The sequence below is a fragment of the Eikenella corrodens genome, assembly GCF_003990355.1.
Lineage (GTDB): Bacteria > Pseudomonadota > Gammaproteobacteria > Burkholderiales > Neisseriaceae > Eikenella > Eikenella corrodens_B.
Genome location: NZ_CP034670.1, coordinates 1258078 through 1273819, shown reverse-complemented (window position 1 = coordinate 1273819; position 15742 = coordinate 1258078). Strand labels below are relative to the sequence as shown.

Genomic DNA, 15742 nt, shown 5'->3' with positions numbered 1-15742 from the left:
TATAGTGGATTAACAAAAATCAGGACAAGGCGGCGAGCCGCAGACAGTACACACGTTACGGCAAGGCGAGACAACGCTGTACTGGTTTTTGTTAATTCACTATAGTTCGCCTATACGGCGAAGCACCCAAAAGGCTACCTGAAATTTTCAGGCAGCCTTTCGCCCCTTCCTTCGGCTGTACGCAAGCAGCAGGGCAATACTGCTATAATGCGGCGTTTTGTATCGTTATTCCGGCGGCCTGCCCTATCCGGCTTTCCCCAGCCGAGGTTTTCAGGTAGCCCCATCGTTAATATGAGCAATAAACCTTCCCGCAAAGCAAGCAAATCGAGCAAACCTGCCAAACCGAAGCCAAATCGGCACAATCCGCCTGCCAAGGCTTCGCGCCGGGCGGCCGTGCCTTCAGCGGCTGCGGCGGCTTCGCAATCTATTTCGCTTTTGGCCGACATGCTGTGGTTGCTAGTGCTGCTGTTTTCCGTGTGCCTGGCTTTGGCGCTGGCGAGCTTCACCATGGACGACCCGGCTTGGTCGCGCAGCATCCCCACCGATAATGAGCCGCACAATCTGGCCGGCCTTGTGGGCGCATACACGGCCGATGTGGCCTATTATCTGTTCGGGCTGTCGGTGTGGTGGCTGCTGCTGGCGGCGGCAGTGTGGCTCTACCGCAATTTCCGCAGCGTGAAACAGAGCAGCGAGAAACCGTATCACTTGGGCATGGGCTTGGGCGGGGCGGCGCTGCTGCTGTTTGGCAGCCCGCTTTTGGAAGCGGCGGCCTGGTCGGCAGAGTTGCACGACAGCCTGCCGATGGGTGCGGGCGGCTTAATCGGCCAATCGTTCGGCAGCGGCTTTACGCGGCTGCTGGGGGTTTCAGGTAGCCTTTTGGTGCAGGTGGTGCTGATTGTGGCGGGGCTCTCGCTGCTGTTGCAGGTGTCGTGGCTCACGTTGCTGGAAAAGGCGGGGGCGCAGCTGGAATGGCTGTGGTATCGCCTGATCCGCCAGCCGCACCAGTTTGTACGCGATATCCCAAACGCGAAGTTTGCCCGCCGTATGGTGTGCACGGCGAAAACCATCACCGCCGAAGAAGTGGCAACGGTGGAAGGTGCCAGCAGTAACCGCAAGCCGGTGGCGGTGCAGATTAACCAGCCTGCCGGCCAAGGGCTACCTGAAAAACAAAAACCCGCGCCCGAGCGGCAAAAAGATTTGTTCGATGCGAAACGGCAGGCCGAAGACGGCGAATATCTGCTGCCGGAATTGGATTTGCTCACGCGCCCGCAGGAACACACGCCGGAAATCAATCCCGAAGCCCTGCAGCACATGGCCGAACGCATCGAGGCCAAACTGGCCGAATTCGGCATTCAGGTAACCGTGGTGAGCGCCACCGCCGGGCCGGTGATTACGCGTTTTGAAATCGAGCCGGCGCAGGGCGTGAAAGGCAGCCAGATTACCAATCTGGCCAAAGATTTGGCGCGTTCACTTTCCATGCAGTCGGTGCGTGTGGTGGAAACCATCTCAGGCAAGAGCACCATGGGCATCGAGGTGCCGAACGAGAAGCGGCAGGAAGTGCTGCTACGCGAAATCCTGTCCTCGCCGGTGTTTGCCGCCGCGCCGTCCAAGCTCACCGTGGCTTTGGGCAAAGATATTGCCGGGCAGCCGGTGGTGGCCGATTTGGGCAAAATGCCGCACCTTCTGGTGGGCGGCATGACCGGCTCGGGCAAATCGGTGGGCGTGAACGCCATGATTATGTCGATACTGTATAAGGCCGCGCCGGACGAAGTGCGCTTTATCATGATCGACCCGAAAATGCTGGAGCTTTCCGTGTATGAAGGCATTCCGCACCTGCTCTGCCCGGTGGTAACCGATATGCGCGAGGCCGGGCAGGCGCTAAATTGGTGCGTGGCCGAAATGGAAAAACGCTACCGCCTGCTCGCCCATGCCGGCGTGCGCAACCTGGCCGGCTTCAACCAAAAAGTGGCCGAAGCCGCTGCTTCCGGCAAGCCCTTGCCCAACCCCTTCAGCCCCAATCCCGACGAGCCCGAGCCGCTGCAAAAGCTGCCGTATATCGTGATTGTGATTGATGAATTGGCCGATTTGATGATGACCGAGAAAAAGGCGGTGGAAACACAAATCGCCCGCCTGGCGCAAAAAGCCCGCGCTGCCGGTATGCACCTGATTGTGGCCACCCAGCGCCCCAGCGTGGACGTGGTAACCGGCCTGATTAAGGCCAACATCCCCACCCGCATGGCCTTCACCGTGCAAAGCCGCATCGACAGCCGCACCATCCTCGACCAAATGGGCGCGGAAGACCTGCTCAAATATGGTGACCTCCTCTTCCTCCAGCCCGGCAGCGCCGAGCCCGTGCGCCTGCAAGGCGCGTTTGTGAGCGACCACGAAGTGCACGAAGTGGCCTCCTTTGCCAAACGCCAACAGGGCGCCAACTACATCGAAGGCCTGCTCTCCGGCGAAGCCGCGCAGGAAACCGTAAACGCCGTCAACCCCAATGCCGGCAGCGACGAATTGTTCGACCAGGCCGTGGCCTTTATTCTGGAAAGCCGCAAAACCTCCATCTCCTCGCTGCAACGCCAACTGCGCATCGGCTACAACCGCGCCGCCAACCTGATGCAGGCCTTGGAAGACGCTGGCATCGTCTCCCCCGCCGACGTAAGCGGGGCGCGCAAGATATTGGCCAGGAAGGATGATTTGTAGACGGTATTTTTCAGGTAGCCTTCTATCGGCAAACGAAAGGCTACCTGAAAACCCATTCAGCTCTTTCAGGTAGCCCCAATAAAAACACACACAAGGAACCCCCATGCCCCACTTCCAACCCGAGCCGCCGCACGGTGCGCATCAGCAAGCCAGAGTCGGTATTCTGCTCATCAACCTCGGCACACCGGCCGCGCCCACGCCCGAAGCCGTGCGCCCCTATCTGCGCGAATTTTTGTCCGACCAGCGCGTGGTCGAGCTGCCGCGCCTGTTGTGGCAGCCCTTGCTGCGCGGCATCATCCTGCCCTTCCGCGCTAAAAAAAGCGCACACGGCTACCGCCAAATTTGGCAACACGAAGGTTCGCCCTTGGCCGTATTCACCGCCAAACAGGCCGCCGCCCTGCAAGCTGAGCTGCCGCAAGTGTTGGTGGGGCATGCCATGTCCTACGGCGCGCCGGCCGTGGCCGACGCTATCGCCGCCATGAAAGCCCAAGGCGTAGACCGCCTGCTCGCCATCCCACTCTATCCGCAATATGCCGCCAGCAGCAGCGGTGCCGCGCTGGATAAGGTGTTGAACGAACTGCTCAAACAGCGCAACCAAATCAGCCTGCGCACCATCAGCCGTTTCTACAACCATCCCGACTACATCCAAGCCATGGCCGCGCATATCCGCGCCTACTGGCAGCAGCATGGCCGCGGCCAGCGCATCCTGTTCAGCTTCCACGGCATCCCTGAAACCGCCGTGCAGCAGGGCGACCCCTATGAAATCGAATGCCGAGCCAGCGCCCAACTGCTGGCCGAAGCCCTGCAACTCTCCGCCCAAGAATGGTATATCAGCTTCCAAAGCCGCTTCGGCCGCGCCCGCTGGATAGGCCCGGCCACATCCGAGCTGCTCACCGAACTGCCCGCCAAACACAACATCCGCGAGCTCGACGTGTTCTGCCCCGGCTTCGTGAGCGACTGCCTGGAAACCCTGGAAGAGATCGCCATCCAAGGCCGAGAACAATTCCACGAAGCCGGCGGCCAAACCTTCCGCTTCATCCCCTGCCTCAACGACAACCCCGCCTTCATCGCCGCCCTGGCCGATATCGCACAGGAAAACCTGGGCGGCTGGGTGTAGTGGTGAGGCTACCTGAAAATATAGTGGATTAACAAAAATCAGGACAAGGCGGCAAGCCGCAGACAGTACACACTGTTACGGCAAGGCGAGCCAACACCGTACTGGTTTTTGTTAATTCACTATATATAGCGGTTTAACAAAAGATGGAGCAAGGCGACGGGGCGTAGCAGTACAGCCGGTAACGGCAAGGCGAACCAACGCTATAGCGTTTTTTGTTCATCCGCAATAATAGAGGCTACCTGAAACTTTCAGGTAGCCTCTATTTTTTCGTGCATACGGCGGCGGCATCCTTGTTTGCCGTTACGTTTCACCCATTCGCCTGTCGGCTCTGCCATCTCTCCATCAGGCTACCTGAAAATCAATCTACTGTTTTCAGGCAGCCTTTCCCATTCTCACTCAAACAACATCCCGGCCAAGCCCAATGCGTTGTTTACCATGTGAATCAAAATCGGGTATTTCAAATCTTTGGTGTGCAGATAGGCCGCGCCGAGCACCAGGCCCATGGCGAAATACAGCAGGAAATCGTAGTGCACCGGCAGGCTGTGCAGGCTGCCGAAGATGAAGGCAGACAGCACCAGCAGCAGCCAGCGTTTGCCGCGGTTTGCTATGCCGCCGAAGCTTTGGAAAAAAATGCCGCGCAGCAGCAGCTCTTCCAAAACCGGCGCAAACAGCACGATATAGGCCGCCATTGTCAGTGGGGCGCGTTGCAGCATTTCCATAATGATGAGCTGGTTTTGCAGGTTGTCCACGCTGCTTTCTACGCCCAGCGCGGCCATCAGCATTTCGTAGAGCGGGTTGATGGCCAGCATCAGCGCAATATAGCCTGCCGCCCACAGCAGTTTTTTGCCGGAAAACCGGCTTTTCCAATTATGGAAATAACCGTCTGCCTGCTTAAGGTAGAGCTGCAGGTATAGCCCGCACATGGCCACGGCAGCAACCGTAAACAGCAGTGCGGCCACAATTTGGGCAGCCATGCTCCTGCCCAGGCCGCCGAGCAGCCAGGCCAATGTCGGCAGCACCTGCGTCAGCATCAGCAGGGGAATAAACTGTAAGAGTGAAATGAATTTATCCCGCACTGCAGCCTCCGGCTTTCGGCTTGCTGCCCAAAATATTAATCACTTTGCGTGCGGGTTTTTCAGGTAGCCCTTCGTCTTCGTCGTCGCGCGGGACGTTAAAGGAAACGGTTTCGCTGTCGAAGGCCAAATCGCCGCCGTGTTTCAGGGTCTGACCGCGTTGCAAACCGGCAAAATCAAACAGTTCGGTATCGGCCAAGTGCGAGGGCACCACGTTTTGCAACGCGGAAAACATGCTTTCAATACGGCCGGGGAAGCGTTTGTCCCAGTCTTTCAGCATTTCGCCCACCACCTGCCGCTGCAGATTGGGCTGCGAGCCGCACAGATTGCAGGGAATAATGGGGAATTGCTTGATTTCGGCGTATTTGATCAAATCCTTTTCTTTCACATAGGCCAGCGGGCGGATGACGATGTGCTCGCCGTTGTCGCTCACCAGCTTGGGCGGCATGGCTTTGAGTTTGCCGCCGTAGAACATATTTAAAAACAGGGTGGCGAGGATGTCGTCGCGGTGGTGGCCGAGCGCGATTTTGGTGCAGCCCAGCTCTTTGGCCGTGCGGTAGAGGATGCCGCGCCGCAGGCGGCTGCACAGCGAGCAGGTGGTTTTGCCTTCATCGAGCACGCGCTTCACGGTGGAATAGGTGTCTTCTTCCACAATTTTGAACGGCACGCCGATAGAAGTCAGGTATTCCGGCAACACGTGCTCGGGAAAGCCGGGCTGTTTTTGGTCGAGGTTTACTGCCACCAGCTCGAAATTGATCGGCGCGGAGGCTTGCAGGTGGCGCAGGATGTCTAAGAGGGCATAGCTGTCTTTGCCGCCGGAGAGGCAGACCATGATTTTGTCGCCCTCTTCAATCATATTGAAATCGTTAATCGCTTGACCCACGGCGTGGCGCAGGCGTTTGTGCAGTTTGTTGGCTTCGTGTTCGTGTTTTGGTTTATTGGACATAATGGTGTGTCGGCAACATAAAGTGCGGGATTGTAACGCAATGTAGGCGGATTTTATAGCAGGTAAAGTATCGGCCCGGCAGCTGAAAGTATGCAAAGAATACGGTACACTGCGTTTCGTTTTAAATAAAAAGCAGGGAAAGGAAACGAATGTTTGCAAACCGAGTATTGGCACTGCTGGCGGCGGCGTGGTTCGGTGCGTATCTTTTGGCCGGCTACGGCGCGGCGCCGCTATTGTTCCAATCTCTGCCCAAAGAGCAGGCCGGCAGCCTGGCCGGTACATTATTCAGCGCGGTGAACTACATCGGGCTGTTTGTGTGGGCCATCCTTTATTTGGCCGGCCTCTCGGCGCAGCAGCGCAGCTACGGCCAACGCAGCAAGCTCAGCTCGCGTACCGTCGCCCTTACCTGGCTGCTGCTGGCCGTCTCGCAATTTGTGCTGGTGCCGCTTATCCGCGCCCTGCGCGGCGGGCAGACGCATTGGCTCTCCAACCTGCTCGGCGGCGAGTTGTCTTTCTGGCACAGCATGTCCAGCAGCCTGTATGTGCTCGTCAGCCTGCTCGGCCTGTTTTTAATCATGCGCCTGCTGCGTTTCGAGTGGCAATAAATCGGGCTCAAAAGGCTACCTGAAATTTTTCAGGTAGCCTTTTACCGCTTGCCGCCCTATTCCCGCACTTATACAATGCGCCCATCCCAACCCTTCACAAATAAAGGAAACCCCATGCTGGCCAAACAAATCCTCGACGAACTCGCCGGAAAAATCGGCAGCGCCATTGCCGAAAGCCCGGTGAAAGACGTGGAAAAAAACGTGAAAACCCTGCTCGGCAGCACATTCGGCAAGCTCGATTTGGTAACGCGCGAAGAGTTCGACATCCAACAGCAGGTGCTCATCAAAACCCGCGAAAAACTGGCCGCTTTAGAAGCGCGCCTGGCCAAGCTGGAAGCCGCCGCTCCGGCCGCCCTGCCCAACCCTTCCGAACAGCAATAGGAAGCGCGGCATGAGTTTGGCGGTGGTATACAGCCGGGCGCTCAGCGGCATGGCTGCGCCCTTGGTGGAAGTGGAAGCCCACTTGGCCAACGGCCTGCCCGCGTTCAATATCGTCGGCCTACCCGACACTGAAGTGAAAGAAAGCCGCGACCGCGTGCGTGCCGCCATCATCCAAAGCGGCTTCGATTTCCCCGCCAAAAAAATCACTGTAAACCTCGCCCCGGCAGATTTACCCAAAGAATCCGGCCGTTTCGACCTGCCGATTGCCGTGGGCATCCTCGCCGCCTCCGGCCAAATCGCTATTTCGCCCGAAGAATTGGCGCAATACGAGCTGGCCGGCGAGCTGGCTCTGTCCGGCCTGCTGCGCCCGGTGCGCGGCGCGCTGGCCATGGTGTGGCAGAGCACGCAGGCGCAGCGCCGTTTTATTTTGCCGCAAGAGAGCGCCGAGCAAGCCGCGCTGATTGAACGCGCCGAGGTATTGGCTGCCGAAAGCCTGGTGGCCGTGGCCGCCCACCTCAACGGCATCGCCGCCCTGCCCCGTTGCCAAGCCTGTGCCGAAGCGGCCGAAGAAGCGCCCTATCCCGACCTGCAAGACGTAAAAGGCCAGCACACCGCGCGGCTCGCGCTTGAAATCGCCGCTGCCGGCGGCCACAGCATTCTGATGAGTGGCCCGCCCGGCACTGGAAAATCCATGCTGGCGCAACGCCTACCCGGCATCCTGCCGCTGCTCTCCGACGACGAAATCACCGAAACCTGGGCGCTGCGCTCGCTGCTGCCCCAGCAGCACAGCTTCTCCCGCCGCCGCCCCTTCCGTTCGCCGCACCACAGCGCCAGCGCCGCTGCCATGGTGGGCGGCGGTTCCGATCCCAAGCCCGGAGAAATTTCCCTGGCGCACAACGGCGTATTGTTCCTCGACGAATTGCCCGAGTTCGACCGCAAGGTGCTGGAAATGCTGCGCGAACCGCTGGAAAACGGCCTTATCCACATTTCCCGCGCCAGCCGCCAAGCCACCTATCCCGCCCGCTTCCAACTGGTGGCCGCCATGAATCCCTGCCCTTGCGGCTACCTCGGCCACCCCGCCAAACCCTGCCGCTGCACACCTGAAAGCATTGCCCGCTATCGCGGCAAAATTTCCGGCCCGCTGCTGGACAGGATTGATTTGATTATCGAAGTGCCCGCCCTCTCCGCCGCCGAGCTCACCCAGGCCACACCCGGCGAACCCAGCGCCGCCGTGCGGGAACGCGTACTGGCCGCGCGCGAGCGCCAACAGCGGCGGCAAGGCAAAAGCAATGCCCTGCTCAACGTAACCGAACTGGACGAGCTGGCCGCCATCGAGCCCGAAGCCAAAGCCGCCCTCTCCGCCGTGCTGGAAAAACTTTCGCTTTCCGCCCGCAGCTACCACCGCATCCTGCGCATCGCCCGCACCCTGGCCGACTTGGCCGGCAGCGACACCGTAAACCAGCGCCACGTCATGCAGGCCGTGAGCTTCCGCCGTACCCCGTCTTAAATAAAAACGGCAAACCGTAAGTACACACAGCCAAGCAAAGCAGCGCAGCATTATTCCCCATTATTTAAAGAAACGGATTTTCAGGTAGCCTTCCCCTGTCTCACCCAGGCTACCTGAAACCGCCCGTCTGCCTGAAAGAACATGTAAAAAGCTTCCGCCGCAGCAAACGGTTTTGATAAAATGCCGCACCTTTTTAGCAATCCATTTTCCCCATGCAGAACAAACCCCACGGTCAAGGCCTTTCCGGCTTTATATTCGGCCTCCTGCTTGCCACCCTCATCATCGGCGTGGTTTTGTATTTCCTCAACAACACGCCCTCCGGCATCAAACAGCCCGAAGCGCCGAAAACCGAAATCCAGCCCGAAATCCTCACTCCGCGCCAAGAGCGCCAACCAGAACAACGTCCGAGCGACACCACCACCGCCGGTTCCGACAGCGGCCACTACACCCTGCCGCCCGGCGACATCACCGACAAACCGCCTGTAGCCGCCTCCGTGCCGCAGCAGGCCAGCACCCCTGCGCAACGCCAGGAAGACAAGCCCGCGCAGGAAGACAAACCCGTACAAACCAAACCGCGCGAGCCGCAGCGCAAGCCCGAACCGGAAGCCAAGCCCACGCCCGAACAGATTTTGGAAAGCGGCAATGTAGAGCGTGCCCGCGAGCAAGCCCGCCGCCAGCGGCGTGAAGCCGAAGCCAAAGCAGCTCGCGAAGCCGAGGCCAAAGCCGCCGAGCAGCGTGCCCAACGTAATGCCGAAGCGCACAGCGGCGGCAACGGCCGCTATATCGTGCAGATGGGTTCCTACAACAACCCGGAAGCTGCCGACACCCAACGCGCCAAACTCGCCATGCTCGGCGTGAACGCCCGCGTGGCCAGCAGCAAACGCAGCGACGGCCAAACCGTTTACCGTATCCAAAGTGGCCGCCTCAGCCGTGTCGAAGCCCAAGCCCTCAGCGACAAACTGCGCGGCAACGGCATCGACACCCTGACCCGCCAAGCCGATTAACCCCACCCTCCCTCCATCCTTAAATAACGAAAGACCAACATGAAACTGAAAGCCCTACTCTTCTCCGCCCTCACCGTCTTCGCCGTTACCACCGCCCAAGCCAAAGCTGTGGAAGGCACCGACTACATTGTGCGCAGCAATGTGATCAAACCCGTACAGTCCGACAAAATCGAAGTAACCGAATTCTTCGGCTATTTCTGCATCCACTGCCAACACCTCGAACCGATTATCGAGCAGCAAAGCAAACGCTTCGCCTCCGACACCGTATTGCGCCAAGAGCACGTGGTGTGGCAGCCTGCCCACCAAACCCTTGCCCGCCTGGCCGCCGCCGTGAAATCCACCGGCCTGTCCCGCCAGGCCAACCAGGCCATTTTCAAAGCGCTGATGGACGGCGTCGTAACCGACGAAACCAGCCTGAAAGCCTGGATTCAGCAGCAGCCCTACGGCAGCCGCCTGCTCGCCGCCTACAACAACCCGCAGGCCGCCGCCGCTGCCCAAACCATGCAGCAGCAAACCGTTACCTACAACATCACCAAAACCCCGGTGGTGGTGGTGGGCGGCAAATACGAGCTCACCAACTCCCAAAACATGGCCGTGCTGCAGGAGCTGATTGAAAAAGTCCGTGCCGAACGCGGTATGCCCGCTCCTGCCCCGCGCGCCGTAGTGCGCAGCCGCGGCGCAGCCATCGCCGGCCAAGCCAACCGCTAAAGCGGCGCAAAGATTTTCAGGTAGCCCTAGGGCTACCTGAAAGTATAGTGGATTAAATTTAAATCAGGACAAGGCGGCGAGCCGCAGACAGTACACACGTTACGGCAAGGCGAGCCAACGCTGTACTGGTTTAAATTTAATCCACTATATTTTGATATTTATATCCAAGAGATTAAACAATGAGCCTGCTCCTCGCCTTCAAAGCCCTCTTCCTCGGCATCATCGAAGGCCTCACCGAATTCCTGCCCATTTCCAGCACCGGCCACCTGATTGTGGCCGGCAGCCTCATCGGTTTCGACGCCGAAAGCCATGCCGTATTCAACATCGCCATCCAGCTCGGCGCCATCCTCGCCGTGGTGTACGAATACCGCGTCTGCTTCACCCATGTGCTCACCCATATCGGCAAAGACCGGCTATCCAACCGCTTCGTGCTCAACCTGGCCATCGCCTTCATCCCCGCCGCCGCCATCGGCCTGCTGTTCAACGACTTCATCGAAAAAGTGCTGTTCAACCCCGTGAGCGTGGCTGCAGCGCTGGTGGTGGGCGGCTTTTTGATTTTGTGGATTGAAAAACGGCAAAGCCGCGTGCCGCCGAAAGTGCGCAGCGTGGACGATATGCGCCCGCGCGATGCGCTGGCCGTGGGTCTGTTTCAAATTTTAGCCCTGATTCCCGGTACTTCCCGCTCCGGCAGCACCATCATGGGCGGCATGGTATGGGGGCTCGACCGCAAAACCGCCACCGAATTCTCCTTCTTCCTCGCCGTGCCGATTATGGTAGCCGCCTCCGGCTACAGCATTTTAAAAAACCTCAGCGCCTTTTCCTCGCAGGAGCTCGGCCTCATCGCCATCGGCTTTGCCACCGCTTTTGCTTCCGGCCTCATCGCCGTAAAAGCCCTGCTGCGTTTTGTATCCAGCAAAAATTTCGTGCCCTTCGCCTACTACCGCATCATCTTCGGCGGCATCATCCTGCTCACTTGGCTGTGCGGCTGGGTGAATTGGTAAAGCAGCCAATCAGGCAGGCTACCTGAAATAAAAAATTTAGCTTTTCAGGCAGCCTCACCCAGAACCAATAAAGGCTACCTGAAAGCCTTAATTCCAACGAAATGAAAACGAGTAAAACAGTTTTCTGCACAGCAAAAACGGCAACACTATTTTTCAGGTAGCCTCCGCGCCAAGCCGCCGCCCGCACTATCCATGAAACACAAATCCATCTTTTTCGGACTGGCCGCCCTCCTCGCCATCCTGTTCGGCCTGTCCTCCTGCGCCAAACAAGCCTTTTATTATCCCGACCATACCGACTACGGCTCGCCCGCCCAATCCGGCCTGCCCTACGAAAACGTCTCCTTCCAAAGCGCCGACGGCACACGCCTGCACGGCTGGTTTGTGCCCGCACGCGGCCTGCCCGATGCCAAACAAGCCCGCGCCACCATCATCCACTTCCACGGCAACGCGCAAAACCTCACCGCCCACTGGCAGGCCGTGAAATGGCTGCCCGAACACGGCTACAACGTTTTCCTGTTCGACTATCGCGGCTACGGCCAATCCGCAGGCGAGCCCAACCCCGAAGGCCTGTTTGCCGACGGCAACGCCGCGTTGGATTATGTGCGCAGCCGCCCCGATGTAAACCCCGAACGCCTGCTCGTGTTCGGCCAGAGCTTAGGCGGCACCAACGCCATTGCCGTGGTGGGCGCAGGCAACAAAGCCGGCGTGCGCGCCGTGGCCATCGAATCCACCTTTTCCTCCTACTCCAGCATCGCCAACGACAAACTCCCCGGCGCCGGCATCCTGGTGGGCAACCGCTACAGCGCCCGCCGCTTCGTAGCGCAAATCAGCCCCATCCCCCTGCTGCTGATGCACGGCACCGCCGACCAAGTCATCCCCGCCAAACACTCGCAAATCCTATTCGAGCTCGCCCGAGAGCCCAAACAGCTGATCCTCATCCCCAACGGCACCCACCTCGGCCTCTCAGGCCTGGGCGGCTACGAAATGCAGCTGCTGGATTTTTTCAACCGGCACAGCGAATAAAGCCGGAAAACGCGTATAGCGGCGCTCCTGCGATTGCAGCCGGGGAGTGCCGCTGTTTTTCTTTTTCAACATTCCGTTTTTTCAGGTAGCCCTTGCCGCCGAAATCAGCGTAAAATTGCCCCGGCATTACCCTTTCCACTTAATTGTTCCACCCGATAAAAAAGGAAGACACCCATGTTTCGGCACGTTGAGTTCTACCCCGGCGATCCCATCCTCGGCCTGATGGAAAAATACAACCAAGACCCGCGCAGCGAAAAAGTAAACCTCGGCGTGGGCGTTTATTACGACGGCGAAGGCCGCCTGCCCGTGCTCGAGTGCGTGAAAACCGTTGAACGCGCCCTCGCCGACAGCCCTCGCCCGCGCGGCTACCTGCCCATGGAAGGCCTGGCCGCCTACCGCAGCGCCTGCCAAAACCTGCTGTTCGGTGCCGACCACCCCGCCGTGAAAGAAGGCCGCATCGCCACCATCCAATCGCTCGGCGGCTCCGGCGCGCTGCGTGTGGGTGCCGATTTTATCCACGCTTGGTTCCCGCAGGCCAAGTGCTACGTGAGCAACCCCACCTGGGGCAACCATGTGAGCATTTTCGAGGCGGCCGGCTTCGAAGTGGGCAAATACCCCTACTACGACCCCGCCACCATCGGCGTGAAATTCGAAGAAATGAAAGCCTTCTTCCGCACGCTCAAGCAACACGACGTGGTGGTGCTGCACCCCTGCTGCCACAACCCCACCGGCGTGGATTTGAGCCGCAGCCAATGGGACGAAATCCTGCAAATCGTGAAAGAAGCCGGCCTCATCCCATTTATGGACATCGCCTACCAAGGCTTCGCCGAAGACCTGGAAAACGACGTTTACGCCATCCGCCGCGCCGCCGAACTCGGCCTGCCCGCCTTCGTGAGCAACTCCTTCTCCAAAAACCTCTCGCTCTACGGCGAACGCGTGGGCGGCCTCTCCGTGGTGTGCCCTAGTGCCGAAGAAGCCAAGCTCGTGCTCGGCCAGCTCAAATTTACCGTGCGCCGCATCTATTCCAGCCCCCCTTCCCACGGCGGCTTCGTGGCGGACGGCGTGTTGAACAACGCCACCCTGTTCAAGCAATGGGAAGGCGAGGTATATGAAATGCGCGACCGCATCCGCGCCATGCGCCAAAAACTGCAGGAAGTGCTCAGCGCCAAAGTGCCGGGCCGTGATTTCAGCTATTTTACCAAACAACGCGGCATGTTCAGCTTCACCGGCCTTTCTCCCGAACAGGTGGAACGCCTGCAAAGCGAATTTGCCATTTATATGGTGAACAACGGCCGCATGTGCGTGGCCGGCCTGAACGAGCAGAATATCGACTACGTGGCCAACGCCTTTGCCGAAGTGTTAAAATAAACGCAGGCAGGCTTGGATAAAAAGGCTACCTGAAAATGGTGTAGACCGATTTTCAGGTAGCCTTTTCCTTCTCAGGCCATATAGGGTGCGTGCGCTCCGCACGCACGCGGCTTTGAAATAACAGGCAACTTGGCATAACGAGCAACGGCGTGCACGCCTGCGGCGCACACCCTACACGCCCCCAAGCAGCAGCAAGTAGCTTGGGTTAGCCACAGGCGTAACCCAACAAATTAAATTGTAGAATGTTGGGTTTATAGTGGATTAACAAAAATCAGGACAAGGCGGCGAGCCGCAGACAGTACACACGTTACGGCAAGGCGAGCCAACGCCGTACTGGTTTAAATTTAATCCACTATACCGACCCAACCTACACTCTGCAGGCACAAATTGCCGCCGACATCGTCCATGCCCGCAATTGGCTGGCGCAACACCAGCGATAACCCAGCCATCACGCATCGGCCATATTGCCGAACCTGACTGATGCACAAAAGGCTACCTGAAAAATAGATTTCAGGTAGCCTGCTCATTGTGTGGGGCGTAGGGTATGTGCGAAGCACGCACGCGGTTGGAATAACAGCAACGGCGTGCGCGCCTGCGGCGCACACCCTACACGCCCCCAAGCGGCCGATAAATCGGATGAAGAAAGGCTACCTGAAATTTAGCTACGCAGAAACTTCGCTGCGCTACGTTTTCAGGCAGCCTTTACGTTGCAGACAAGCGCGGCGGTTTAAAAGCGCAGGCCGGCGCGGATGCCGAAGCCGTGCCCGTGGCCGCTGGACGAATCGAAATGGTAGCCGGCATGGTCGCGGGCATCGGATTTTAAATGAGCATATCGGTAATACGGGCCGAAGGTCAGCGCCAGATTCGGGGTGAACTGTTTTTGCGCGTCCACACCCAAGCTGATTTCGTAGTTACTGCCCTTGTATGTTTCATCGGGTATGCTGTAAGCCTGCGACCATTTGGTTTCAGTTCTGTCACGCAGGCTGACCTGTGCTTCGCCCCACGGTGTGATGCTCCAACCGCCGCCCAAGTCCTGCTCGTATTCTACCTGCGCTTTCAGATACAGAGTGCTTGAATTATTGTCCACAATATTCGGGGCATGGACGGTGCGGTGTGCGCGGGCGTTGCTATCCGTATAACCGTAACCCAGCCCGCCGCCCACGCGCAGGCCGCCCTGCTTGAAACCGGACGGGGAGTACAAATAACCCGCATACAGGTCGATGCCGTCGGATTTGCCGCCGTCCACCGTGGTTACGCCGTTTTCTTTCATATCGGAACTGCGGCGGCTATATGTCAGCTCGGCACGGATGGCGTGCTGTTGCGCCAGCGGGATATCGGCACGACCCCGTAGAACAAAGCCATCGCTGCTTTGTTTGATAACGTTGACTTTTGAATTGAGATGCTCGTAGCCGGTGGTAACGGTATATCTCCCGTCTTTAATCGGGTGCAGCGGGGTTTCTTGGGAATCGGGCGCGGCGGATGCGGCGGCGGCGAAGGAAAGGATGGAAAGGGCGAGTAGGGTTTTCTGCATAATTCGGTCTCCTTGTTTGGAAAATGAACGATGCTGCAAAAGCCCGAAAAAAAGGGCTGCACAGCGGGGGCTGCACAGCGGGGGCTGAGGCGGCAAACCTGCCTGCGGCGGTTTGCCGCCTCAGCCGAACTTATTATCAATCATCCGAGCCTAGGCTTACAATTCTAGCGGCAGGTTTTACCTTTATTAACAAAGGCGGCTTAGCCGCAGGCACAATCCGGCACAAGGGCGTAGAATGCGGGGCTGCGGTTTGCCGCCTAAACCAACCCGCCCGCCCGGTAAGCACCCAATGTTTTCAGGTAGCCCCAAGCCGCCAGAAGGCTACCTGAAAGCGTGAGCTTCAACGAAGTTAAAAATCATCCAACCCTTTCCCACAGAAAGACTAACCATGCCCGCCATCCGCCGCATCTACGGCTACACGCCCTCTGCCGCCCCCGCCATTTTCTGCGACCGCCTCTACCCGCGCGGCATCCGCAAAGAAACCTTCGCCGCCGTGCAGTGGCTCAAAGACATTGCGCCTTCCGCCGAGCTGCGCCGCTGGTATCACGCCGCGCCGCAAGAGCGTTTCCCCGAATTTGCCGCACGCTATACCGAAGAGCTGCAAAACGGCAGCGCCCATGCCGCGCTGCTGGCACTGAAAACGCAGCTTGCCGCCGCGCCGGATACCGTGTTGCTCACCGCCGTTCGCTGCCCGCAGCAGAGCCATCTTTCGGTGTTGGCCGAGGTGTTGGGCTGGGAAAAAGTGGATTGGGGCGATGGCGCTTGAGGCGTTTGAACG

General features: G+C 58.8%; 15 protein-coding genes and 2 pseudogenes. 13 read left to right on the top strand and 4 right to left on the bottom strand.

Annotated elements, in window-relative coordinates; all coding sequences use genetic code 11:
* The first annotated feature begins 291 nt into the window (after positions 1-291).
* Entirely contained in the window at positions 292-2700 is a 2409-nt protein-coding gene (locus ELB75_RS06360) for a DNA translocase FtsK (protein ID WP_126983208.1), read from the top strand.
* Positions 2701-2803: 103 nt separating this feature from the next.
* Positions 2804-3817 carry a ferrochelatase gene (hemH, locus tag ELB75_RS06355; RefSeq protein WP_126983207.1) on the top strand — a complete coding sequence of 338 codons (1014 nt, stop codon included), beginning with the start codon at positions 2804-2806 and terminating at the stop codon, positions 3815-3817.
* Positions 3818-4209: 392 nt separating this feature from the next.
* Here hemH and ELB75_RS06350 read toward each other — a convergent pair whose 3' ends face one another.
* Together ELB75_RS06350 and ttcA are read right to left on the bottom strand one after the other, a co-directional pair.
* Entirely contained in the window at positions 4210-4893 is a 684-nt protein-coding gene (locus ELB75_RS06350) for a CPBP family intramembrane glutamic endopeptidase (protein WP_126983206.1), read from the bottom strand.
* Positions 4883-5836 (bottom strand): tRNA 2-thiocytidine(32) synthetase TtcA, encoded by a 954-nt coding sequence (gene ttcA, locus ELB75_RS06345; protein WP_126983205.1) that lies wholly within the window; start codon positions 5834-5836, stop codon positions 4883-4885. The genes ELB75_RS06350 and ttcA overlap by 11 nt, the downstream gene beginning before the upstream one ends.
* A 149-nt stretch (positions 5837-5985) precedes the next feature.
* Here ttcA and ELB75_RS06340 point away from each other — a divergent pair, with 149 nt between their 5' ends.
* The 10 genes and pseudogenes from ELB75_RS06340 to ELB75_RS13230 all read left to right on the top strand — a co-directional run.
* Positions 5986-6441, top strand: a complete 456-nt coding sequence (locus ELB75_RS06340; protein ID WP_126983204.1) for a DUF4149 domain-containing protein — start codon at positions 5986-5988, stop codon at positions 6439-6441.
* 114 nt (positions 6442-6555) lie between these two features.
* On the top strand, positions 6556-6822 hold the full coding sequence (locus tag ELB75_RS06335; protein ID WP_126983203.1) for an accessory factor UbiK family protein: 267 nt from the start codon (positions 6556-6558) through the stop codon (positions 6820-6822).
* A gap of 10 nt (positions 6823-6832) precedes the next feature.
* Complete coding sequence (locus ELB75_RS06330) at positions 6833-8329, top strand: YifB family Mg chelatase-like AAA ATPase (protein WP_126983202.1); 1497 nt, start codon at positions 6833-6835, stop codon at positions 8327-8329.
* Positions 8330-8541: 212 nt separating this feature from the next.
* Positions 8542-9333 (top strand): SPOR domain-containing protein, encoded by a 792-nt coding sequence (locus ELB75_RS06325; RefSeq protein WP_126983201.1) that lies wholly within the window; start codon positions 8542-8544, stop codon positions 9331-9333.
* Between the two features lie 39 nt (positions 9334-9372).
* Positions 9373-10041, top strand: a complete 669-nt coding sequence (locus tag ELB75_RS06320) for a thiol:disulfide interchange protein DsbA/DsbL (RefSeq protein WP_126983200.1) — start codon at positions 9373-9375, stop codon at positions 10039-10041.
* Positions 10042-10081: 40 nt separating this feature from the next.
* Positions 10082-10191, top strand: a pseudogene (locus ELB75_RS13235) (IS5/IS1182 family transposase); the annotation flags it as partial.
* Between the two features lie 29 nt (positions 10192-10220).
* Positions 10221-11042, top strand: a complete 822-nt coding sequence (locus tag ELB75_RS06315) for an undecaprenyl-diphosphate phosphatase (RefSeq protein ID WP_126983199.1) — start codon at positions 10221-10223, stop codon at positions 11040-11042.
* Between the two features lie 192 nt (positions 11043-11234).
* Entirely contained in the window at positions 11235-12065 is an 831-nt protein-coding gene (locus ELB75_RS06310) for an alpha/beta hydrolase (RefSeq protein WP_126983198.1), read from the top strand.
* A gap of 174 nt (positions 12066-12239) precedes the next feature.
* Positions 12240-13433 (top strand): amino acid aminotransferase, encoded by a 1194-nt coding sequence (locus tag ELB75_RS06305; protein ID WP_126983197.1) that lies wholly within the window; start codon positions 12240-12242, stop codon positions 13431-13433.
* Positions 13434-13693: 260 nt separating this feature from the next.
* Positions 13694-13836, top strand: a pseudogene (locus tag ELB75_RS13230) (IS5/IS1182 family transposase); the annotation flags it as partial.
* Here ELB75_RS13230 and ELB75_RS12480 read toward each other — a convergent pair.
* Both ELB75_RS12480 and ELB75_RS06295 read right to left on the bottom strand, forming a co-directional pair.
* The gene (locus ELB75_RS12480) at positions 13778-13990 is read right to left on the bottom strand and encodes a hypothetical protein (RefSeq protein ID WP_164726825.1); all 213 of its coding nucleotides are present in this window, start codon (positions 13988-13990) and stop codon (positions 13778-13780) included. The pseudogene ELB75_RS13230 and the gene ELB75_RS12480 overlap by 59 nt on opposite strands.
* A 170-nt stretch (positions 13991-14160) precedes the next feature.
* Positions 14161-14964: an outer membrane beta-barrel protein gene (locus ELB75_RS06295; protein WP_126983195.1), complete on the bottom strand. Its 804-nt coding sequence runs from the start codon at positions 14962-14964 to the stop codon at positions 14161-14163.
* 388 nt (positions 14965-15352) lie between these two features.
* Here ELB75_RS06295 and ELB75_RS06290 point away from each other — a divergent pair, with 388 nt between their 5' ends.
* Positions 15353-15730: a DUF488 domain-containing protein gene (locus ELB75_RS06290; RefSeq protein ID WP_126983194.1), complete on the top strand. Its 378-nt coding sequence runs from the start codon at positions 15353-15355 to the stop codon at positions 15728-15730.
* The last annotated feature ends 12 nt before the right edge of the window (positions 15731-15742 follow it).

What these genes read in the sequence shown, in the direction of transcription:
- ELB75_RS06310 (WP_126983198.1), top strand. Translation starts at nt 11,235, where the DNA reads ATGAAACACAAATCCATCTTTTTCGGACTGGCCGCCCTCCTCGCCATC.
- ELB75_RS06340 (WP_126983204.1), top strand. Translation starts at nt 5,986, where the DNA reads ATGTTTGCAAACCGAGTATTGGCACTGCTGGCGGCGGCGTGGTTCGGT.
- ELB75_RS06325 (WP_126983201.1), top strand. Translation starts at nt 8,542, where the DNA reads ATGCAGAACAAACCCCACGGTCAAGGCCTTTCCGGCTTTATATTCGGC.
- ttcA (WP_126983205.1), bottom strand. Translation starts at nt 5,836, where the DNA reads ATGTCCAATAAACCAAAACACGAACACGAAGCCAACAAACTGCACAAA.
- ELB75_RS06295 (WP_126983195.1), bottom strand. Translation starts at nt 14,964, where the DNA reads ATGCAGAAAACCCTACTCGCCCTTTCCATCCTTTCCTTCGCCGCCGCC.
- ELB75_RS06305 (WP_126983197.1), top strand. Translation starts at nt 12,240, where the DNA reads ATGTTTCGGCACGTTGAGTTCTACCCCGGCGATCCCATCCTCGGCCTG.
- ELB75_RS06290 (WP_126983194.1), top strand. Translation starts at nt 15,353, where the DNA reads ATGCCCGCCATCCGCCGCATCTACGGCTACACGCCCTCTGCCGCCCCC.
- ELB75_RS06315 (WP_126983199.1), top strand. Translation starts at nt 10,221, where the DNA reads ATGAGCCTGCTCCTCGCCTTCAAAGCCCTCTTCCTCGGCATCATCGAA.
- ELB75_RS06335 (WP_126983203.1), top strand. Translation starts at nt 6,556, where the DNA reads ATGCTGGCCAAACAAATCCTCGACGAACTCGCCGGAAAAATCGGCAGC.
- ELB75_RS06330 (WP_126983202.1), top strand. Translation starts at nt 6,833, where the DNA reads ATGAGTTTGGCGGTGGTATACAGCCGGGCGCTCAGCGGCATGGCTGCG.
- ELB75_RS06360 (WP_126983208.1), top strand. Translation starts at nt 292, where the DNA reads ATGAGCAATAAACCTTCCCGCAAAGCAAGCAAATCGAGCAAACCTGCC.
- hemH (WP_126983207.1), top strand. Translation starts at nt 2,804, where the DNA reads ATGCCCCACTTCCAACCCGAGCCGCCGCACGGTGCGCATCAGCAAGCC.
- ELB75_RS06320 (WP_126983200.1), top strand. Translation starts at nt 9,373, where the DNA reads ATGAAACTGAAAGCCCTACTCTTCTCCGCCCTCACCGTCTTCGCCGTT.